The following is a 20,849-nucleotide window of genomic DNA, read 5'->3' on the forward strand; positions in this document are numbered from 1 at the left end:
TGGCGAGAACTGATCGATTACCCGGACGGTATGCCCCCAGCTTGTTGGCAGAAAGTCGTCGGTGTTTGGGTCCGGTAGGAACAGCCAGTTGGAGCTATGCCTTTGTTTGCACTCCACTAGAAGCTTGAGTTCACACATGGGGCTGCGTCTCTGTGACCTCGTAAAGTAGGTGGCACGGAGATCAACTGAGAAATCTTTTACGGCGTTTGCATCGGATCGCGAGTATGAGAAATCGGAAGTAGTCGAAAATCCCTTTGCCACAAGAAGCTTCGCCACTTCAAATTCCAGAGGAAGGCTGGAGGATATGAGTTGGCTTTTCCACTTGCCTGACTTCATGTTTTCGGTATCGTCTGAAGTGTGCATTTTGTTTAACCAAATCGAATGCCGAAGAGTCCTCCATCCTCTGTGGCGTCAGTCAAGCGTGTAGGAAGCACGTAGTCGTTGAGATCGAAGCCCTCAATGGCCTCCTTGAACGCATCATCTTCGTTCATCGTCACGATGTACTGGAAGCCAAGTTCGTTGGATATCTCCGCGCCAAGGCGCAGCGCACTGATGACTTGACGTCCATCAACACCGTCAAACAGATGACTGTCGTGGATCAGAAAGCCCGGTCCGATCTGACGCTTGACGCACAAACGCATGAGCATCATGTCGAAGCAGAAGATCTGCATGTTCTTGATGCCCTTACTACGTTCGCCCTGCATCGGGAACTTGAACATCGGGCCGTTGGACGTTTCATCGACAGTCATACTGCCGGCTGACTCATACAGACGTTGTGAGGTTTCCTCGAACGCGACGATAGCTTCGGCTAGTCGGTCTTTCTGCTCGGCGAAGTCACGCCGCAGGCGGATCGTAAGGCGGTTGCGCTCGATCTCCAATTCGTTCTTTGTGCCTTCAAGCTGCTCGGCGGCTTCGAAGCGTTGGCGCAGCGATTCAACTTCGGACTCCAGTCGCCCAAGTTCTCCTTGTAGCTTTAGGAATTGTTCGAGTGCGCCATGGCTTCTCAGAATGCCAAGGATCTCAGCGCGCCGCTGGTCAAGCTGCGCCTTTTTCCGGTCCCGCACTTCGATACGCAGTTTCGCTGCTTCGAGTTCGCTAGATAGGTAGTCCCTTCGATTGCGGACCACCGATTCATGAAAGCTCTTCACGTCCTCATAGCGGCGCTTCACCAAGCCGGGAAGCGCGACGCCGGCTTCTTGATAGACGGCTTGGAGGTCTTCGAGATCAGGGGGAACTTCGGAGGCTAGCGCTCCTTCTAGATCGCGGATAGCCGAGAAGTCGATGGTGTTGGTATTGGCCAACTCGTTGATTTGTCGTGTCAGCATGGAGCTTTCAACTTCCAGCTCTCGGTATTCCGGCAGCACCTGGAAGGTCTCGATTTCTGCAGCGAGTTTTTTGAGCCGAGCTTCTTGCAGAGTTAGCTGCGTGCGCAAGTCTGATGCCTTTCCGATGATTGAGCCGAATGCCCCAGATCCGGCCGCCTTCTTCAGTTCTTCCAGAGTCTTTTCACGATCGCGAACACCTTGCCAATCTCGCGCGATTTGCCAGTCCAATCCTAGTAGGAACATAAGCGCCATTTGCATGTCACCCGTTCCCTGCATCGCGGCCTGCTTCTCCGGCGTCATGAAGGCGCCACTCGCCTGACGCCGCACAAAATAGGCGAACAGCGACCGGAACGAGGGCGGCTTGGTGCCGGCAGCTTCAAGGCTGCTCAATCCGAACATTTGCTCGCCGAGAAACGCACACCACTCGGTTGGTGAGAACTTGGCTTTCGCAGCTGGTGGGGCTGTTACGAAAATCTTGGCTTTGCTGTTACCACTGCGTTCAACGACGGTTCGTCTACCTTTCAAATCGAAGTCCATGCCAAAGAGATACTCGCTTAACTCCTGTGTTCGGAAAATGGACTCCGGACCGGCCTCAGCGCCTGTCAAGAAATGGATGAGTTCAACGAAGCTGGTTTTACCAGCGCGATTGCGCGTTTGCTTGCTGGACGCACCCTCGGTCTTTTGCGCCAAAAGAACATTCAGGCCTGACTTCAGATTCCTGAGATTCTTGAAACTTGGCAGCGTGCTGAAAATGTGGTGAATCAAGCTGTCCTCCGCGCCACCAAACCGTTGTTGAGTTCAATGGTTCCAAGAGAATACAGAAGATCAAGTGCGAGCAAAAACCAGTCGTAGGTGATTCGCCGAGGCGTCGTGGCGGCCGGGCGGTCGTCAAGCTTGTTCAGTTCCTCCCATAGTGCTGACACGGTTTTGGGGCGGCCGAGAAAGGTCAATATATGGGCCCCGACTGTGAGCAGAGCGCGGTCCTGTGGAAGATGCTTTGATGGCAGGATCATGCTCGTTCCACCGCCTGAGCATCTTCGAATATTTCGCACTTGTCGAACAGGTACGCCATGACAGCCAGGACCGCCGCCTTGTGCGTAGGTGTAGTATTCGCCATTCCTCCTGCCCAGACTTCGAGTCGGCCGAAAATCTCGTCGGGATGAATTCTAGGTGTCGAGTCCCTCAGCAATGTATATTTGTTCTTGAACGCTACAGCGATTTGCTCGCCGTAGGTGGGGTTCTTCCAGCTGTTGAAGAACTGTGCGACAAGCGGCGATTTCTGCATGCCGATCTTCAAGAAATCAGCAACCGCCTGCGACAGAAGGTTTGCCTCGATCTTCCCGCGTGAAACGTCCTTCACGACACTCGTCGCAGGTGGGGGCGTGATGCGGATGTGAGTCAGAACGGCCTCCAAGTCGCTGTAACCCAGATTGACGTTTGCTTCCATCGTCAATGAGGGGCCGAACCAAGATTCAAGATCGGACAAACTCAACTGGCGGAATTTCGCCAGCATCTCCTCATATCCGCAGTGGCTGATTTTAATCGTCGGGTTATTTTTCCTGAGTTTGGCGAGCGCTTCGATGATGTGCGGTCCCAAGCGACCATCGGGCGCGTTGTGGACGAAGGTCCATTCATCAACGTATTCCTCCCAGTACTCTTTGCCGCCCTCAAAATCCTCGTTGATCTTCTTGGTGGCTTCGGCAGCACTCAGTTCATTGGGGGCGTAACTCTGGAACAGGATCCGCGCGGAAGATAAGTATCCATCGTTCTTCCGATCCCCAACATTGCCCCAGGGACGGCAAGCCATGAAATCGTTGGGGTGGGCCTTCGACATCAGCTTTTCGAACAGGCGTTGAAAACCGTCCCCCTTGGATTCCAAGAAAGCGATGCGGAAATCTTTCTCGTAATTGAGCTGCTGTATTCGATCCATGAGTTCAATGTCGCTACTGGCTGTTGTTAGAGTTCTCTGAGCATGACCTCATGACACTTTGATATCCGAATCGGGAATGCGCACGAATCGACGTCGAATGGAAGCACGTTATCAGTTGCGATGTCGGAGAGCAGCATCCGGATGGCATTCGAATCTGCGACTTATACAGGCACGAGTGGCATTGGTATTCGACACGGACTCGGTAAATTGTAGCGTATATTCTGGCCCACTTGCGGCATGGATTCATGCGTTCTTACACCAACGATCAGCCATGCGGACCATGCTGCTGGCGGGCACGCGGGCTGCGTCCGTCCTCATGATCGTGCGGCTTTGGCCCTGGGCGCTCCACTCGACGTGCCTGCGCGCTTCACATGTCCAGAAGGTACGTTGCGGAGCGAATGCAGGCCACAGTGGCACGCCGCCGCCTCAGAGCCGGACTTACAGAACACTCCTCATCAGGTTCAAAGTCTCCAGCACTGCAGGCGGCCTATGTCGACATCAACGGGTCTCTCTCTGCGGCGGACTGCGGGGCGTCCGTTTGGAGTGGCGAACAAGCGTCAGATCTCAGGCCACCGAGCAGAGATGCCATCCGTGATGGTGGTGCAGGCTGGCGATCATGCCGGGGTCTGAACCAGCTGCTCTCGCCTTCAGCGTGACTACGCGCTAGCACTGCTGAGCACTGGTGTCGAGCGGCGAGCGAGAGTGCGCCGCCTATGCGAAGAATGGCTTGCGCTCCGCGCGGAGGAGGGGCTATATTCGCTTCATCTTCGAGTTTCGGAGATGAGAGATGTCTATCTATTATCTTCGTTTTTCGGAGATCGACTTTCTGCCATCGGCGAGGTCGTTTAATTTACCGATCACGTCCTCGCCCGTCGGCGTTACTTGCAGGTCGACTGCGCGGGCGTTCTCATGATTGTCCGCGCGAACGATCAATTTCGCGGCGGTCAGCGCCGCGATGGCTCGCTCCAACTGTCCCTCATTGAGACTGAGATCCAGAAGGGCTTTGCTGTAAGGGATCCGTCCGTCCGGCTGCCCAGCGATGTAAAACAGGAGTTTCGCGCTGTGGCGTGGCCAGCCGGTCTCGTCTACCGCCTGCAGAAACCTCGACAGATAAAGGCGCATGTCGGCGTCGTCTGTGGCACGCCTGCGCATCGACTCGGGAGTTTACTGACTGAGAAGAAGCGAGTCGAGCCGCATCCGGCAGCAGCTCCGGGAGTGGGGCAGGCGGTCGGGGTATGCAGCTGTAGCTTCGGCCGAGCGGCTCTGTGCGGGCGGGTGATCGGTGATACAGGCGTCATCGAACGGCTGTGTGCCTCGCCGCTCCACAGGAGGTAACAGCTTATGGAGCGGAGGCAATCCTATGAACCGCTTCCCAGCGGACACTCTCTCGAAGAATTGATCGAAGCCGAGCGCGCCAACCTCAACCAGGTCTGCGGGATGGCCAGATGCCTGTACGACGTCTTGCTTTATGCCGATGACGACGACGCGACAATGCATGCCGACGTAGCCAAGTTGATCGCGCGGTTGATCGAGGAGTCCGTGGACCAGCTCGAGAAGATCATGAAGCGCTTCAAGTCGGGCGAGTGCGGCCCGGCGCCAAACCAAGCATCGGATGGCGCTGATACCGGTGGTCCGGTGTCATAACGCAGTGTGCAAAAGTGAGCGGCGCGCAAGCCACATCGTCTGGGTCGCAGATCAAGAAAGACAGCCGGGTTTATTTCGCTGTGTTCGGGAAGCGTATCGCGCAGTTACGAAAGGCACGAGGCATGACGCAAGCCGAATTCGCCCGGGCGCTCGGGGTATCTCAGCAGGCGGTGTTTGCCTATGAACTGGGAGACAGGCGGGTCTCAGCTCTCGTCCTGGAGCGGGTCGCAAGGTTGTTCGGGCTGTCGATGGATCAGCTATTCGGCTTCGCCGCTGTGCGGACCAGGAAAGGGCGGCTCTCTCCAAGAGCGATGCGCAACGCAGAGCGGCTGCAAGCCCTCTCGAAAACGCAGCAACGCTTTGTCGTTCGGATCATCGACGTGCTGGAGGTAGTCAACGGAGCGGGCAGGGGTTACTGACAGCGCGCCGACGGGGCTTTTTTAAACAAAGGCGATAGAAAGGCAGGATAGCCTTTCGGTTGCTCATGGGCCACATTCGTGGCCATGAAGAACACGCGCATCCTTCGTACACGTGTGCCCGAGACGACTCACAAAGTCGTTGAAGCGATTGCGCGTCAGCAGCAGCTCACGGAGTCGGCCTGGCTCAGGCGTTTGATAGAGACGACTCTTCAGTCGTCTGGTGCGATTCCCCAGTGCGTCGAGGGCAAGGATGAGGAACCTCGGCAGGCGAGGCTGATGATTCGATTGCTTCCCGACGATCGGGCATTGCTGAGCGCCCGAGCCGGCGCACGCGGAATACCCGCCGCGACGTATGTTTCGGTGGTAATGAGAAGCCACCTCCGTGGCGTAATCCCACTGCTCAGGGATGAGCGGGCATTGCTCAACCAGGCCATCGGTGAGCTATCGGCCATCGGTCGCAATCTCAACCAGATCGCCCGACATGCGAACGAAGGAGGCCCCGTGCTAGGACCGAGCCGTGCGGATCTCCGCGCGCTGTTGCGAGCATGCGAGGCATTAAGAGATCACGTCCGACAGCTGGTCGACGCCAATCTGCGCAGTTGGGAGGGGCACCAGTAAATTGGATTGGTTACCGCGACAATCTGCGACTCGGTGCGACAGCACGCAACTGAACGTTGCAGACGATTGCTCGTTGACCGGCGAACTGGCGGTTGTTTTTCATCAGAGACGCTAAATTCGCCGCTTGCTTATCCGTTCCGATATTCGCATCGTCAATGCACGACCGAAGGATTCGGGGATGTTCCGATGAGCAACACATACTTTGGGCTTCTTGCCGAGTTCGGCGAGGCGAATATTCCTCTCGACAAGGTCGCACCGAAGTACTTCGGACTTAGCTATCAAGAGGCGCGCCGCCGAGCACCGTCCAAGCTACTTCCGTGCAGAGCCTTTCGGCTGGGCGGGCAGAAGTCACCGTGGCTGATTAGCGCTGTGGACCTTGCTGAACTGATTGATCGTCAGCGGCAGAAGGCCGGTTAGGCCGCACATGGGTTCGTTCCTGGCACGTCTTCGGTCAGGTGATCGGCATTAGAGGCGGGCTGTGGAATCTCGCGCACCTTCTCGGGCCGGAGATTGGTGTATCGCTTGAGCTCATTCCATGACTCGTGAAGAGTGAATTGGGCGACTTCATGGATTTGGTAGCCGCGCTCGAACAGGCGACTAGTCGCCTCGTGGCGCAGGTCGTGGAAACGCAAATCCTTGATGCCAAGGACGTGGCAGGCTCGCGTAAAGGCCGCAGAAACGCTTCTGGGATCGTAGGGGAAGATGTATTCGCTATTCTTGGGTTGGCGCACAACAATCGCCCAGGCTTCGGCTGTGAGCTTGAATCGACGATGGTTGCCTTCCTTGTGTCTCGGATGTTTGGCGTCGCGCACAAGCCCCGTGCGTCCGCGCTGGTCATTGTCGGCCCACTCGATGCGGCAGATTTCCGATTCTCGCCGGGCAGAGTGAATCGCGAACCAGATGATATCTCTCATGGGAACCCGTGCACGCCCGTCTCGGCGGCTGAAGTAGTCGTCGAGCTTTACCAACTCTTGTGGCGTCGGCCGGCGTTCACGACGCCGACTCTTGCCAATCAGCCGCAGTTCGCGGCATGCGGTCCGCGCGTCATCGACGACTTCAGGGTGAACAGGCAATCCTTTGACGCTCTTTGCGGCTCGGAGCACCACGCCGATCCACGTGAGATCGTTTGAGATCGTCATCGGACCGGCACCTTTCGCCCGACGCGAGCGGACGTGATCGACGAGCGTTGCGGATTCCAGAAATATGGCGTCTACATCACCGATCGGGTGCTTCTCAAGAAATAGGAGTTGCGATTGCTTGCTCCGCTGCCACTTCGAGATGTGCTCAAAGCTGTCTATGTACCACCGGATCAGCTTGCTCAACTTGGTCGAAGGCTGCTGCGCGCGGGCGAGGGCGGTGGGGTTCTCCAGGGCGACCTCGCGATGCTTGGCCCAGCGTTCGGCAGCCGTTCGGTGCGTGAAGGTTTTGGCTTCTTGGTGAAGCATCTTCCCGCTGCGTCTGATCCGGACAATTGCCGTATAGCGCACAGAGCCGTCGGCCTGCTTTCTCAACTTGATATAGGGCATGGTAGGCTTACCTCGGGGCGACAAGCGTTTATGTCGCCTTTTTGTCGCCCCGGCAACTCAAATACTCCCCCGAATCCGCAGAAAATCCGCACTAACGCCGCGAATGGAAACCACTGGAAAAATAGGCATTTCGAACGAGATTTCCAGCCTCTCAAGGGCTCGGAAGGTGAGTGTAGCTCCAATGATGGATGGGATCGGTAGTTCGCGTTAGTTGAGTAGAAACATTCGCTTACGACGTCGAAGAAAGCGGCGGGGACAATTTGGGGACAACGCGAAAGGCCAACAGAAAACAAAAAAATTCGCATCACACATCAACACTGTACCCCAGACTTTTTCGCGACACCATGCGACGAGATGCGACCGGTCGCGACGCTCCGGGCTGCGAAGCGGGCTCTCCCTTCCGGAGTTGCATCGAGGGAACATCAAAGCGGGGGATCAGCCGAAGAAGACGAAGGCTCGTGTATCGATCTCGGTTTTCTGTATCGCGGAGTGCATCTGGTAAAGATCAGTATTTGCGGCGGTCATCCCGACGCGATCGTATCAGGGCCGCCTCCGGAACCAGAACGCACTTGGCGCGTCGTCGTCGAGAAGGCTGACTGGAAGGCAAAAGCTCGAACATGACGCGCCTCGTCCTGAGTGCGCATCCAGGAAGGATGTTCCTTTTCAATAGCCGATGGATCAACTCGGTCGGACCTACAAGAGGCAGAGCGGCGACGACTTCTCGCTCCGCTTCGTGTAGCCCAGCGTGCACCGATCCATCCAGACGGCTCCGGTGGGCATCCATACCACCAACACCTTCAATTCGTCGACCAACTCGCCGTGCGACGGCTCAGAGGTGTGACCTCGCCGTTGCTGTCGGTCGCGGCGCCGAATGAGCGGGCGTGGATCACTTGCAGGCATCACTGCCCTTATCTGCCGCCAGGCTCGAGTAGTCGTTCCCAAAGCAATACCAACTGCGCAATCAGCGGCAAGCCTACCAGCAGCAATACCGGGAATGTGACGCCGAGCCCACAGGCGAGATAGATCGACGGATCGGCGGTGGGAAGCGAAACTCGCACGAGAGGAGGCGCGTTGATGAAGGAGGCTGAACCGCAACAGCCCCTATCACGAAGATGCCGCCAGAAGAAAATCCGGCGAGTGTCGCAACCAACGTGCCGAGGAATCCGCCCACCGCCGGGCATCGGGAGCGCAAAGCATATCGCACGCGCGGCCGTTACTCGCGAGCACTTGCTCGCTGACGCTGTCCTGAGGCCCCTTGCAAACCGTAGCTCCGACCGGAGATGTAACGGTCCGGCGACGCGCGCAATGAATGAACGGAAAGCCCGACTCCAATCAGCCGCTTGATGACTGCAGGTACCGTTCGCGGCTTCGAGTTGCTTGGTGGCGAAGCTTCCTGAGCGCTTGCTCTTCAGTTACGTCGATCATTGAACCGAGCAGTCGCCTGAAATGGTTTTGCATCGCGCCGCGCGCCTTGTCCGGATTCCGGTTCTTCAATGCCTCGAGAATCTCAGCATGTTCGGTGCCGCGATCCCTGGCATCTTCCTCAGCGCAAATAGCTGCATGGACCTGGCGGATCTCGGGAATTTGAGTCCTCAGCTTCCACAGAGTTTCGATGACATAGCGAACCGCGGCGTTACCCGAGGCGGTGGCAATAGTCAGGTGGAACTCTCGATCGGCAAGCTGTGAATCTTCTTCGTCGGACGGATTCTTGCTGGACATGCGCTGGACCAACTCCTCCAGTCGCGCCAGGGTTTCCTCATCGATGTGACGCGCCGCTAACGCGGCCGCTTCGGACTCGAACAACAAGCGGGCTTCGGTCAGCTCGAAGGGGCTGACTTGTGGAAGCGATGATTCTTCGCGCGCGGTTGTGCTGAGTACCCGGACACCGGAGCCTGACTTGATGCTGAGGTGACCAAGCGCCTGAAGTGCGATCTCCGCCTCCCTCACTGCAACACGACTTACATCGAATTTCTCTGCGAGCTCTCGCTCGCCCGGCAGTTTGCTGCCGGGCGGGAATGCTCCGCTGGTGATCAGCTGCATGATCTGATTCGCAACCGAATGATAGATCCGTTTGTCGTGAGCCATGTCGCGTCCGGTTCAGTAAGAATCGCCGAGCCTCTGGTATAGCAGAATAGTTGACAGGAATCCTCTGGATTTCAAGCATTTCTCGTGAGTCAGCGGCTCTGCGAGAGAATCCTTGTTGAAAAGTGGTCCTACCACTTGTAGATACCAAATTGAAGAAAGTGGTTGACATCAGGTGCATATCTGGCTCACCTTCCCGGTTACAACGCACTCATAAGACCGTTCATTCCAAGGGGGAACGACCGTGATCATCGACCGGGGTACTGCGAAGCTGGCGTTATTTGCGTCTGGATTGACTGTGACAGTGGCCTGCTTCGGGCAGGGTCAGGAAGGCAACACGGCCTTGGAGGAAGTGGTCGTCACCGGCATCCGAAGTTCGCTTGCGACTGCGCTCGAGGAAAAGCAGGCGGCGGACAACCTGATCGAAGTGATCATGGCCGAAGACATCGGAAAACTGCCGGATCAGAATCTGGCGGAAGTTCTGGAGAACGTCACTGGCGTTCAGATTACCCGTGCCGCCGGCGTCGGAACCGGCGTGCAGATCCGAGGCACGAACGCAAACCGCATTGAGATAAATGGGGTCTCCACGGTGGGCTCCGGTGCAGGGCGCAGCGGTATCAACTTCGACGATGTTTCCTCGGCGATCATCTCCGCGGTGGAAGTGGTCAAAGCACCGGAAGCGAAGACGATCGAAGGGTCGGTGGGTGGGACGATCAACCTGAAGACCATACGTCCGCTCGAGCTGCGCGAGACATTGGGGTCGATCCGTGTCCAGGGGGAGAAGAGCGACCTTGCGGCCGACAGCGATCCGACACCGAGGGCTTCAGGCGCGTGGGGCGACAACTGGTCCACAGGCATCGGGCAAATCGGAGCTGTGATCAGTGGCAGTTACGCAGAATCGAATGTAACCGCATTCCGTCCTCGCGCGGATCGCGATGTGTTGTCATCGACGACGCAGAACGTCAATTCCACCGCCGCAGGTGACAACGTACCGTTCGATTTTCTGGCGGTCCAATTCCTGAACCAGGACTACGACAACTTCCGATACAAGACGAAAAACCTCGCGGGTTCGCTCGAATGGGCGCCGAACGACGAATTGAAGTTTGCCTTCGATGCGGTCATCAACCGGCAGGAGCGCAGGCAGGAGGGGTACCGGGTGCAGCTGTCGGGCGTGAACAGCGTGATTGGCACCGGATCGTACACCGGGTTTGAAACGATCGATTTCGGAACACTCGACAGCGAAATCGGCCGGCAGAATATCGGCACCATTCAGGCGGTCAACCGCGGCATTCTTTATCCGCAGCAAACCGGCAACCTGGATCCGAACATGCGCACCTCGACCGACACGGCGTCCCGCGTGACGGACAGCGATGTCTTGCGGTTGGGCGGCGAGTGGGAGCGTGACAGATATTCAGTGACCGTCGAACTCTCCTCCGCATCCTCGGATTCGGACTTCCCCGGGATCACATCTACTCTGAACTTCATCAATCCGAATTCGGCAAGGGGGTCCAGAATCGACAATGGAGTGCCGGTCCAATTCGATCTAACGGGCGGTGCGCTGGCATTCGGGATTGCGCAAGGACTGCCGACGACGCCAACGGTCGAGATGCTGCTGGATCCCGCGAACTATGTCCTGGCGCAATTCGATCAAACGGCGAGCAAGACCGAGAACAGTGAAGACGCGTTTCGGACAGATTTTTCTTACCGCCTGGAACGTGCCGGCATTACCTCGATCGGCCTCGGCTATCGTTACAACGAGAGCTCGAGTCTCAGCGATGTCCGAAGCTCAAACTTTTCCATCGGATCCCTGGCGGACTCGCCGACGGGCGACATGTTCTCCGGTGTGCTCACCGCCGGCCCCGACAATTACAACGACGGCGATGGTCGATCGCTTTATGTGGCCGATTTTTTGCAACTCAATCCAGCGATGGCATTCAGCGATATTCAAGGCATGGTGAATGGCCTGAATGCAGCCATTGCCGCCAACAACGCGGCCAATGGCAGGAACCAAGCGCTTATCGGCACGCCAACGTCCACCGCGGCCTCGTACTTCGACATTTCTGAGAAGACGCATGCGATGTATGCGCAAGCGAATTTCAGCGTTGGGATCTTCCGAGGCAACCTCGGGCTTCGCTACCTGCAGACCGACATCAAGTCCCTGGGAAATTCAATCACCACCGTGGGCGGTGCGCCGGTGGTGACGCCGAGAACAGAGACGGGTGACTACGATTTCCTGCTGCCGCGACTCAACCTGGTCGCGAACGTACGAGACGACCTGATCATCCGTACTGGCTGGGGAAAAGACATCCGTCGCCCTGATTTCAACGACCTGTCAACCTCGGTGGCATTCTCCAGCAGCGAAAACGCAGCCGTCGCGGTAGGCAATCCGGCGTTGCAACCCGAAGAGGTGACCTCGTTCGATCTGTCCGCCGAATGGTATTTCTCGCCCTCCAGCGTCGTGAGTCTGGGTGTCTTCCACAAGCGTCGCGACAATTTGTTCGTTACTCGAACGATTGATTCGCCAGTGGACGGGAATGGATATCGCGACCTCACGGCGCCTTGCGAGGCCGGCGGTATCTACAACCCGATCGCGGTCCGCAATACCTACGCGCCTCCCTCGGAAGTCGGCAGACTCGGCATGTGTGTGCCGGCTGCGACGATCGTCAACGGTGCTGGCAGCACGACGCAGGAGGGCGTTGAATTCGCCTTCCAGTACGATCTCTCGGGCTTCGAAGACAAGCTGGGCTGGGCGTCCGGGTTTGGTTTCATCACTAATTACACGCATCAGGAATTTTCCGGCGGCGATACCTTCCAGTATCCATCGAGTCGTGCTGATCAAATCTTTACTTCGCTTGGATTCCCTGACGCCAGTCAACGCGCCACGCTTCCCGACCTCTCCGAGGATGCCTACAACATCACGTTGTACTACGAAAAGTATGGCATCTCCTCCCGAGTGCGCTACACGTGGCGGTCGGATTACCGGACCACGGACTACGCGAGCTCTGGTGCCGCACTGTTTGGTTTCGATCATGTTCAGGCTGCTCGATCGCAGGTCAATGCCAGCATCAATTACGCAGTAAATGATCATTTCGACGTCGGACTGGAAGCCATCAACCTGACGAAGGAAGACGCGCCTACCTATTGCGTCAATGATGGTGCGCTGCTGTGCTTCCAGGGAATTACTGATCGTCGAATCACCATTGGTGCCAGCTACCGGTATTAGGTCGTGACATCGATGGTGTCCGCTCGGGCTCCCGGCTCGATGCCGGGGTCTCGCTCCACGACACTATCCAAGTTCCAGGCGACAACTTGACGTGGTGCCGTCGCCTGGGAATTTGCGTTGGTCGCGAGCAGCACCGCTCGAATAGAACCGAACAGGGTGTAAAGCAAAGATGCTCCGAATGGCTCGCATGCCGATTCTGTTGTTCCTGGTCGCTGGAGCGCTTTGCGTGCCCGCAGGTGCCGCCGAGGCGGGCGCTACCATCCTGGTTCACGATCAGGAGGAGTACTCCAGAGCGACGGCCGATCTGAAGCCGGGCGACAGGGTGATCCTGGCCAACGGGGAATGGCGTGATTTCGAGATGGTGTTTGCAGGACGCGGAACATCTGACGATCCGATCAGCCTGACTGCCGAGACGGCGGGCCAGGTCATCATTACCGGACAGTCCAACCTGAGAGTTTCGGGTTCGAACATTGTCGTGAGCGGGCTGGTGTTCAAGGATGGTTATTCGCCCACCGGCGAGGTGATCTCCTTCCGGACTTCGAAGACGGACCTGGCGACCGACTCACGGGTGACTCAGGTCGTGATCGATCGTTTCAACCAACCCGACCGGCTGCAAACCGACTACTGGGTGGCGCTGAGCGGCAAGCGCAACCGCTTCGATCACAGCAGCCTGATCGGCAAGACCAACGCCGGAGTCACGCTCGCGGTGCTTCTCGATGAGGAGGGCAGTCGAGAAAATGGGCATAGGATCGATCACAACTACTTCGGCCCGCGTCCAGTACTCGGATCGAATGGCGGCGAGACCATTCGCGTCGGCACCAGCGCCTATTCGATGTACGACTCCAAGAGCGTGATCGAGAACAACGTGTTCGATCGCTGCGATGGCGAGGTGGAAATCATCTCGATCAAATCGGGCGCAAACATCGTGCGTGGCAATCTCTTCCTCGAGTCTCGCGGTTCACTGACTTTGCGCCATGGCGACGGAAACCTCGTTGATCGCAACGTATTCCTCGGGAAGGGGGTGGAGCATACCGGCGGAATCCGCGTGATCAATCGGAACCAGACAGTGCGGGGCAATTACCTGGAGGGAGTTGCAGGCGATGGATTCGCTAGCGCCCTGGCCATCATGAATGGTGTCCCGAACTCTCCCATCCACCGCTACGTGCAGGTACAGAACGCCCTGATCGAAAACAATACGATCGTCGACAGTGCGCGAATGAGCCTGGGTACGGGTGCGGATGCGGAACGCTCGGCAGCGCCGGTTGGCAGCAAGCTCAGGAATAATCTTTTCCTGTTCGACGGGCTCGGCAGTCGCATCCTGATTGAGTCGAGCATCTCCGGCATCGCGTTCTCTGGAAACAGAATCGTTGCGCATCCGCCGCTTGCCGACATGCAGGGTGTGACCGAGCAGTCGGTGGCCACCACGAGGGCGAATAACGGCCTGTTGTATGCCGTTGACCCCGCACTGGCCGACGTAGGCGCGCCCCGGAATCTCAAGCTGGCGTCAATCGATGACGTCGGTGCTCCCTGGTACCCCAAACCCAAGCGTGCCAGCACCTTCGGCGGTGGCTCGTCGATACAGGTGCCGCTCGGAGAAAACACCCTCGGCGAAGCGATCGGCCGCGCGAAAGAGGGCGACCGACTGCTGCTCGCGGAGGGCAGCTATCGGGTCGATCGGACTTTGGTGGTGAACAAATCGATTTCCATTGAAGGGGCGAGTGCGGCTCGCCGCAGCGTCATCCGTTTCAGTCGTCCATCGCTGTTCGAAATGGGCGTCGGTGGAAATCTTCGCCTGGTGCAGGTCGAGATCGACGGCAGTGAAGCGCCGGACGCCGTGGGCAATGCGGTGATTCGCACGTCCACTAAACCAATGCCCGCAGGCTTCGAGATCGAGCTCGACAAAGTCGACGTACGTGGACTGAGTGTCAACAAGGCATTCGACGTCATCACTCTCGGTAAGGGCTCGCTGGCGGATCGGATCACCATTGCGAACAGCCGCTTCCGTGACATCACGGGCGCGGTGGTCGCGGCCGACGCCGAGACGGACGACCTGGGGAGATACAACGCAGACTACGTCACCATCAGGAAGTCGGAGTTCACGAACGTCGGGAATGCCATCGTCTCCCTGTATCGAGGCGGTACGGACGAGAGCACGTTCGGTCCGCACCTGCTATTCGAGGATAACCGGGTCGTTCGCTGTGGTCATGCCGAGCGGCGTGGTGAAGCGGCGACGCTCGCGCTGCACGGCGTGCAGCATGCGTTGATCGAGCGGTCCGTATTTGAAGGATCCGCACCGTTGCGTGTTGTGCAGACCACGGGCAATCCGGCGACCCTCATCTCTGGCAACACTTTCAAGAACACACCACGTCCGATCCTGACGGAAAGCATCGCCAAAGGTCCGGTGCGGGTCACGATGCAACAAAACACATTCGATGGGAGCGGTCCGTGAAACGATTCGCGTGGCGCACGATCCTGGCGTGCGTGATCGCTGCGGTAGCCGCCGCTCTCTCTCTCGCTGCAACAGCGAGTGCGGAACTCAGCGCGGGCGCAGGCCTGAGCGAGCCCGCGGCGCCTCTGTTTGCCGCCGAGGTCGCGCGATCGAAGGCCTTCGTCGCCGACATGATGCGCGAAGGTATCAATGTTCCCGTGCCGAAGGATCCTGGCGGGGGGTACACCCACGAACAGCACAAGCGCAACTATCGTGCGATCTACGAAGCAGGTCGCCTGTACAAACTGACTGGCGAGCAGGCTTACGCGGATTTCGTCCGTAACTTGCTACTGGCCTATGCGGATCTCTATCCCCGGCTGGGACCGCATCCAGCGCGCTCGAACCAGCAGTATGGGCGGTTGTTCTGGCAGAACCTGAATGATGCCGTGTGGCTGGTGCATGCCATCCAGGGCTACGCGGAAATTCGTGCGGAACTCAAGGACGCTGAGCGGCGGCGGATCGATGAGGATCTGTTTCGCAGCGCTGCGCGCTTCTTGTCCGAAGAGTCGGTGGCCACGTTCGACCGGATCCACAATCACGCCACCTGGTCCACGGCCGGCGTCGGCATGACCGGCTACGTGCTTGGCGATGAAAACCTCGTGCAGCGTGCGCTGCTCGGATCGAAGCTCGATGGTCGGTCGGGGTTCCTGCGCCAGATGGACCAGCTTTTCTCCCCGGACGGGTATTACACGGAGGGACCTTATTATCAGCGTTATGCGCTTCTGCCATTCCTTTTGTTTGCAGATGCCATCGAACGCAATGAGCCGGATAGAAAAATATTCGAACGGCGCGACGGGATCCTGCTGAAGGCTCTGTACACCACCATACAGCTGACGTACGCCGGCCACTTCTTCGCCTTCAACGATGCGATCAAGGACAAGTCCCTGAACACGGAGGAGCTCTATCAGGGCGTGGCGATCGGCTACACACAAACGCGCGACCCTGCACTGCTGTCGATTGCACAATGGCAGAGGCGCGTCGCGCTGTCGGATGCCGGAAGGCTCGTCGCCCTCGATGTGGCTCGCGGCTTGAGCAGGGACTTTCCGTTCCGATCGTTGCTGCTTGGAGATGGTCCGGAAGGCAAGGACGGCGCTGTCGTAGTGCTACGTAGAGGTGACTCGGAGCGAGGCCAAGCGCTTGTGGCGAAAAACACGTCACAGGGAATGGGTCACGGTCACTTCGACAAGCTCAGCTGGCAATACTTCGACAACGCAGCGGAGATCCTCACGGACTACGGTGCCGCACGTTTCCTGAATATCGAGGCTAAGGATGGCGGGCGTTACCTGCCCGAGAACGAATCCTGGGCCAAGCAGACCGTTGCACACAATACTTTGGTAGTCGATGGCGTCAGCCATTTCAACGCAGATGCGCATGTGGCAGACGAGCACGCGCCTCGGCAACTGGCGTATGGCGACTCCTCCGATCTCTCTTTCAGCGTTGCGCAGATGGATAACGCATATGCAGGCGTGACCTTCACGCGAGTGCTGGCGATGGTCACGATCGAGGGCCTGGATGCGCCTGTCGTCGCTGACCTCGTGCGGACCCATTCGTCTCGATCGCATCGCTACGAGCTGCCATTGCACTATCAGGGTCACCTGATGCGCGTCGGACCGAATTCGAAGTCCTACTCCGCCAATCGTCCTGTGCTCGGCAGCGACAACGGCTACCAGCACATCTGGGTGGATGCGGAAGGGGCGCCGACCGCAGCGGATGCCTTCCTGACATGGCAACTGGGTGAGCGCTTCTACACGTGGCGCTGGGTTCCGCAGCCGGGATCACAGCTGATTCTCGGCGAGAGCGGCGCTAACGATCCCTCATTCAATCTTCGCCGGCAGCCGATGCTGATCCATCGACTCATCGAGTCCAGCGACACAGTCTTTGCTGGAATTCTCGAGACTCACGGCAACTACGATCCAGAGCTCGAACAGGCCAGCGCTAGCGACAGCCAGATTCGGACTCTGTCGCTGGAAAGTCGAAATGATGCAGACATCCTGATCATAGAGACGTTGGCCGGCCGCCGCGTCGCTGCTGCCATGGCGCACGACCCGGACGCGAACCGCACCCATGAGGTCATCGTTGGCGACGAGAACATCCGGTGGACCGGGGCAGTGGGGCGCGTCGTGCTACGGCCAGCGAATCGTTCAAGGGCTGAGGAATCGGCGAACATGAGGCAAGCAACAGAATGACGAGCGCAACAGCAAGCCAGCACTTCGTAGTTGGCGCTCAGACGGACCGCGTCGCGGTGGATGCCGGAGTCGAGCGACAGATGCTGGGCTACTGTCCGGAGCTGATGCTTTGCCGCGTGTGGTTTCAGCTGGGCGCGGTCGGAAGCTTGCACGCACACCCGCACAGCCAGGTGACGTATGTGGAGTCGGGTCGATTCCAGTTCCAGGTCGGAAATGACGTGGTGGAAGTCGGCGCCGGCGATTGTGTCTACATCCCCTCGGACACCCAGCATGGGGCCAAGTGCGTCGAAGCAGGCGTGCTGATCGACTGCTTCAGCCCGCTGCGGGCGGATTTCCTTTCCGCCTCCTCGTGAGCAGTGGTGACAACTTGAAGATCAGAGGACTTCGCTGGTTCATCGTATCGCTGGTGGCGCTTGCGACAGTGATCAACTACATCGATCGGAACGCGCTTGCGATCATGTGGCCGGAGATCTCCAAGGATATCGGCGCAAGCAAAGACGACTACGCCAACCTGGTCGTGGTTTTCACGATGTTCTATGCGCTTGGGCAATCTGCCTTCGGCAAGATCTTTGATGTGATCGGCACGCGCATGGGGTTCGTGGCGTCGATCATCATCTGGTCAGCATCGATTGCCTTGCACGCCACGGCACGCAGCATCGGTGCGTTCGCGCTCCTTCGCTCGACGCTGGCATTTTCGGAGGCCGGCAACTGGCCAGGCGCCGTCAAGGCCAACGCCGAGTGGTTCCCGCCCCGGGAGCGGGCATTCGCACAGGGGATCTTCAACTCCGGCGCATCGCTCGGCGCGATCGTCTCATTGCCACTCATTGCGTGGCTCTTCACCCTGTTCGGCTGGAAGGCGACATTTGCGGCGGTCGGCGTGCTTGGCGCGCTCTGGATCATTCCCTGGTTGGTGATCTACAAGGCCGGACCGGCGATTCACCCCTGGCTAACGAATAAGGAACGAATTCACATTCTTGGCGCCGGTACGGAAATCGAGAGCGCTGTGCCCGTCGGGCAACTTTACGCGCCAACCATGAAACAACTTCTCTCACACAAGGAGAGCTGGGCAATCATTCTCAGCCGTTTGTTCCTGGATCCGATCTGGTGGCTCTTCGTGTCGTGGCTGCCGATCTATCTTTCGGAGAGCTTCGGATTCGACGTCCAGCAGATCGGCGCGTTCGGCTGGGTGCCATATGTCGGGGCCATGCTGGGCGCCCTGAGCGGTGGCTGGTTTGCCGGCATCCTCATTCGATCCGGGTGTTCGGTGGGCTTTGCGCGCAAGGCGATGGTGATATTCGGCGGACTGCTGATGCTGCCGGCCTTGCTCCTGACCGGCAGGGCATCGGACCCGCTGACAGCCGTGTTGCTCATCGCTGTGATTCTGTTTGGGTTCCAAGTCGCGATCGGCAACATCCAGACGCTGCCCAGCGACTACTTCCACGGAAGCTCCGTGGGTCTGATGGCCGGGATGAGCGGCACGGCGGCCGTCCTCAGTGTGTTGGTGGTGACGAAGCTGGTACCGGTCATGACCAGCGTTTCGTTTGCGCCGGTGTTCGTCATGAGCTCGCTGTTCGTCCCTTTATCCATTGCTTCGCTGATTTTTCTCGGCGGCAGGGTAGAGAAGGTCACCAGCAAGTCGGAATGAAAGTTTGTCGTGATGCAGAAGGTGAAGCATGAAGAAGCTTGAAGGCAAGATCGCAATCGTAACGGGCGGCAGCCGCGACATCGGGCGCGCGGTCTCGGAGCGGCTCGCGGAAGAAGGCGCCAGAGTGGTCGTCAACTACTGCAACAATAAGACGGACGGCGAGGCAACGCTGGCGGCGATCATGGCGGCGGGAGGGAGTGCGATCCTGGTCAAGGCGGATCTCACCGTCGTGGCCGATGTCGAGCGCCTGGTGGCGGAGTCCCGTAAGGCCTTCGGCGAACAGATCGATATCCTAGTGAACGTCACGGGCGGCATGATTGCGCGCAAGACGCTCGCCGAAATGGATCTCGACTTCTTCAATCAAGTGATGGCCCTGAACACGACGTCGACTTTCCTGGCGACGAAAGCGGTCGTGCCTTACATGCCGGCGGGGAGTGCGATTGTCAATCTAGCGTCGCAGGCCGGACGCGATGGCGGTGGCCCGGGTGCTGCTGCCTATTCGACCTCAAAGGGCGCGGTCATGTCCTTTACAAGGGCGATGGCCAAGGAACTCGGGCCTAGGGGCATTCGGGTGAACTCCTTGTGTCCAGGGATGATCGCCACGTCCTTCCATGACCGATTCACCAAGGACGCGGTGCGTGAGAATGTCGCCGCATCCACGCCGCTGCGCCGTCAGGGAGCGGCTCTGGAAGTGGCCGCTGCCGCGGCCTATCTGGTATCCGAAGATGCCAGTTTTCTGACTGGCACCAACCTCGATGTGAACGGCGGTCTGTACTTCTCGTAGGAAACGAACGCTGGCGATCGGGACGCCTGGAATGACCATTTTTGTCTTCGGCGAAGCGATGCTGGAGTATCACAGCCGTGGCGCTTCCGCTGGACTGCGCTATGGTGGGGATACCCTCAATACCGCGATCCATCTTGCGCGAATGGGCTGCCGGGTGGCGTATGTCACCGCGGTGGGAACCGATCCGATCAGCGATGCGCTGGTTGCAGGTTGGGCGTCGGAAGGCATCGACACGAGCTTCGTGTTGCGTCATCCGATGCGTAGTCCGGGGATCTACGCCATTCACCTCGATCAGAATGGCGAGCGCAGTTTCCTCACCTGGCGGGATCAAAGCGCTGCACGCGAGATGTTCGCGCTTCCAGCCATGCAGGCGGCGCTAGACGAGGCACGCAATGCTGAATTGCTGTACTTCAGTCTGATATCGCTCGCGATACTTCCGCAGGAAGGACGCGAACGATTGCTGGAGCTGGCGGCCGGCGTGCGTGCGCAGGGAGATCAGGTCGCCTACGACAGCAATTTCCGTCGCAATCTGTGGCCGGACCTCGAGCAGGCCCGTGCGGTGTCCGAATCCGCCATGGGCACTGCCACGATCGGGCTGCCGACGGACGTCGACGAGCGACAGTTATATGTGTCGGCCTTGACCGAGCGGGAAATCGCATCGCGCTGGATCGCGCTAGGCTGCCAGGAAGTAGTGGTCAAGGTCGGCGAGCGAGGCTGTCTGTTGGTCGATGCGCACTCCGGTGGAGAGGTGATGCCGCCGTCTTCGGTCGTGCAAGTCGTCGACACCAGTGGGGCGGGCGACGCCTTCAATGCAGGATATCTGGGCGCGCGCCTTCGCCTCGCGCAAGGCAAGGCGGCGGCGGTGGAACGTGGTCAACAGCTGGCGCGATGGGTGATTGCCAGAATGGGTGCCCTACCAGCGATCGACGCTGAGGCGCCGTATGCGATTGAATCTGCGAGACCGACGCATGCGCATTAA

The 20,849-nt window shown here is 58.5% G+C and carries 18 protein-coding genes; 11 read left to right on the forward strand and 7 right to left on the reverse strand.

What is annotated here, in order from left to right; genetic code table 11:
• Nucleotides 1-368: 368 nt before the first annotated feature.
• From GYH35_RS13400 to GYH35_RS13415, 4 genes are all read right to left on the reverse strand, one after another.
• A complete protein-coding gene (locus GYH35_RS13400) occupies nt 369-2,090 on the reverse strand; it encodes an ABC-three component system protein (protein ID WP_161828678.1) in 1,722 nt (573 codons plus the stop codon).
• Nucleotides 2,087-2,338 (reverse strand): ABC-three component system middle component 6, encoded by a 252-nt coding sequence (locus GYH35_RS13405; RefSeq protein ID WP_161828679.1) that lies wholly within the window; start codon nt 2,336-2,338, stop codon nt 2,087-2,089. The genes GYH35_RS13400 and GYH35_RS13405 overlap by 4 nt, the downstream gene beginning before the upstream one ends.
• A complete protein-coding gene (locus tag GYH35_RS13410; RefSeq protein WP_161828680.1) occupies nt 2,335-3,255 on the reverse strand; it encodes an ABC-three component system protein in 921 nt (306 codons plus the stop codon). Before GYH35_RS13410 ends, GYH35_RS13405 begins: the two co-directional genes overlap by 4 nt.
• Before the next feature lie 798 nt (nt 3,256-4,053).
• Complete coding sequence (locus GYH35_RS13415) at nt 4,054-4,377, reverse strand: hypothetical protein (RefSeq protein WP_161828681.1); 324 nt, start codon at nt 4,375-4,377, stop codon at nt 4,054-4,056.
• Nucleotides 4,378-4,650: 273 nt separating this feature from the next.
• Between GYH35_RS13415 and GYH35_RS13420 the strand changes: the two genes are divergently transcribed.
• From GYH35_RS13420 to GYH35_RS13435, 4 genes are all read left to right on the forward strand, one after another.
• On the forward strand, nt 4,651-4,899 hold the full coding sequence (locus GYH35_RS13420) for a hypothetical protein (protein ID WP_161828682.1): 249 nt from the start codon (nt 4,651-4,653) through the stop codon (nt 4,897-4,899).
• Nucleotides 4,900-4,979: 80 nt separating this feature from the next.
• Nucleotides 4,980-5,318: a helix-turn-helix domain-containing protein gene (locus GYH35_RS13425; RefSeq protein ID WP_268894940.1), complete on the forward strand. Its 339-nt coding sequence runs from the start codon at nt 4,980-4,982 to the stop codon at nt 5,316-5,318.
• A gap of 84 nt (nt 5,319-5,402) precedes the next feature.
• Nucleotides 5,403-5,936: a plasmid mobilization protein gene (locus GYH35_RS35430; protein ID WP_407700207.1), complete on the forward strand. Its 534-nt coding sequence runs from the start codon at nt 5,403-5,405 to the stop codon at nt 5,934-5,936.
• Between the two features lie 186 nt (nt 5,937-6,122).
• On the forward strand, nt 6,123-6,353 hold the full coding sequence (locus GYH35_RS13435) for a pyocin activator PrtN family protein (RefSeq protein WP_161828685.1): 231 nt from the start codon (nt 6,123-6,125) through the stop codon (nt 6,351-6,353).
• On the opposite strand, the gene GYH35_RS13440 is transcribed toward GYH35_RS13435, so the two are convergent.
• From GYH35_RS13440 to GYH35_RS13450, 3 genes are all read right to left on the reverse strand, one after another.
• On the reverse strand, nt 6,350-7,462 hold the full coding sequence (locus GYH35_RS13440) for a tyrosine-type recombinase/integrase (protein ID WP_161828686.1): 1,113 nt from the start codon (nt 7,460-7,462) through the stop codon (nt 6,350-6,352). The genes GYH35_RS13435 and GYH35_RS13440 overlap by 4 nt on opposite strands.
• Nucleotides 7,463-8,370: 908 nt before the next feature.
• Nucleotides 8,371-8,643 (reverse strand): sodium-dependent bicarbonate transport family permease, encoded by a 273-nt coding sequence (locus GYH35_RS35135; protein ID WP_268894935.1) that lies wholly within the window; start codon nt 8,641-8,643, stop codon nt 8,371-8,373.
• A gap of 151 nt (nt 8,644-8,794) precedes the next feature.
• On the reverse strand, nt 8,795-9,547 hold the full coding sequence (locus GYH35_RS13450) for a FadR/GntR family transcriptional regulator (RefSeq protein ID WP_161828688.1): 753 nt from the start codon (nt 9,545-9,547) through the stop codon (nt 8,795-8,797).
• 247 nt (nt 9,548-9,794) lie between these two features.
• Here GYH35_RS13450 and GYH35_RS13455 point away from each other — a divergent pair, with 247 nt between their 5' ends.
• The 7 genes from GYH35_RS13455 (at nt 9,795) to GYH35_RS13485 (ending at nt 20,849) form a co-directional block, all read left to right on the forward strand.
• Nucleotides 9,795-12,767, forward strand: coding sequence for a TonB-dependent receptor (locus tag GYH35_RS13455; protein ID WP_407700208.1), 2,973 nt, complete (start codon nt 9,795-9,797; stop codon nt 12,765-12,767).
• Between the two features lie 178 nt (nt 12,768-12,945).
• Nucleotides 12,946-15,216 carry a polysaccharide lyase 6 family protein gene (locus GYH35_RS13460; RefSeq protein WP_161828690.1) on the forward strand — a complete coding sequence of 757 codons (2,271 nt, stop codon included), beginning with the start codon at nt 12,946-12,948 and terminating at the stop codon, nt 15,214-15,216.
• Nucleotides 15,213-17,441, forward strand: a complete 2,229-nt coding sequence (locus GYH35_RS13465; protein WP_161828691.1) for a heparinase II/III domain-containing protein — start codon at nt 15,213-15,215, stop codon at nt 17,439-17,441. The genes GYH35_RS13460 and GYH35_RS13465 overlap by 4 nt, the downstream gene beginning before the upstream one ends.
• Nucleotides 17,438-17,794, forward strand: coding sequence for a cupin domain-containing protein (locus GYH35_RS13470; protein WP_161828692.1), 357 nt, complete (start codon nt 17,438-17,440; stop codon nt 17,792-17,794). The genes GYH35_RS13465 and GYH35_RS13470 overlap by 4 nt, the downstream gene beginning before the upstream one ends.
• A 20-nt stretch (nt 17,795-17,814) precedes the next feature.
• A complete protein-coding gene (locus tag GYH35_RS13475; RefSeq protein ID WP_161828846.1) occupies nt 17,815-19,086 on the forward strand; it encodes an MFS transporter in 1,272 nt (423 codons plus the stop codon).
• 28 nt (nt 19,087-19,114) lie between these two features.
• Nucleotides 19,115-19,870 (forward strand): SDR family NAD(P)-dependent oxidoreductase, encoded by a 756-nt coding sequence (locus GYH35_RS13480; RefSeq protein ID WP_161828693.1) that lies wholly within the window; start codon nt 19,115-19,117, stop codon nt 19,868-19,870.
• A gap of 31 nt (nt 19,871-19,901) precedes the next feature.
• On the forward strand, nt 19,902-20,849 hold the full coding sequence (locus tag GYH35_RS13485) for a sugar kinase (protein WP_202624300.1): 948 nt from the start codon (nt 19,902-19,904) through the stop codon (nt 20,847-20,849).

Origin of the sequence: Steroidobacter agaridevorans, from assembly GCF_009932555.1 — a bacterium.
GTDB lineage: Bacteria > Pseudomonadota > Gammaproteobacteria > Steroidobacterales > Steroidobacteraceae > Steroidobacter > Steroidobacter agaridevorans.

Coding starts and splice junctions, on each gene's coding strand:
- GYH35_RS13405 (WP_161828679.1), bottom strand. CDS start 2,338: ATGATCCTGCCATCAAAGCATCTTCCACAGGACCGCGCTCTGCTCACA.
- GYH35_RS13410 (WP_161828680.1), bottom strand. CDS start 3,255: ATGGATCGAATACAGCAGCTCAATTACGAGAAAGATTTCCGCATCGCT.
- GYH35_RS13415 (WP_161828681.1), bottom strand. CDS start 4,377: ATGCGCCTTTATCTGTCGAGGTTTCTGCAGGCGGTAGACGAGACCGGC.
- GYH35_RS35430 (WP_407700207.1), top strand. CDS start 5,403: ATGAAGAACACGCGCATCCTTCGTACACGTGTGCCCGAGACGACTCAC.
- GYH35_RS13435 (WP_161828685.1), top strand. CDS start 6,123: ATGAGCAACACATACTTTGGGCTTCTTGCCGAGTTCGGCGAGGCGAAT.
- GYH35_RS13440 (WP_161828686.1), bottom strand. CDS start 7,462: ATGCCCTATATCAAGTTGAGAAAGCAGGCCGACGGCTCTGTGCGCTAT.
- GYH35_RS35135 (WP_268894935.1), bottom strand. CDS start 8,643: ATGCCCGGCGGTGGGCGGATTCCTCGGCACGTTGGTTGCGACACTCGC.
- GYH35_RS13450 (WP_161828688.1), bottom strand. CDS start 9,547: ATGGCTCACGACAAACGGATCTATCATTCGGTTGCGAATCAGATCATG.
- GYH35_RS13460 (WP_161828690.1), top strand. CDS start 12,946: ATGGCTCGCATGCCGATTCTGTTGTTCCTGGTCGCTGGAGCGCTTTGC.
- GYH35_RS13470 (WP_161828692.1), top strand. CDS start 17,438: ATGACGAGCGCAACAGCAAGCCAGCACTTCGTAGTTGGCGCTCAGACG.
- GYH35_RS13480 (WP_161828693.1), top strand. CDS start 19,115: ATGAAGAAGCTTGAAGGCAAGATCGCAATCGTAACGGGCGGCAGCCGC.
- GYH35_RS13485 (WP_202624300.1), top strand. CDS start 19,902: ATGACCATTTTTGTCTTCGGCGAAGCGATGCTGGAGTATCACAGCCGT.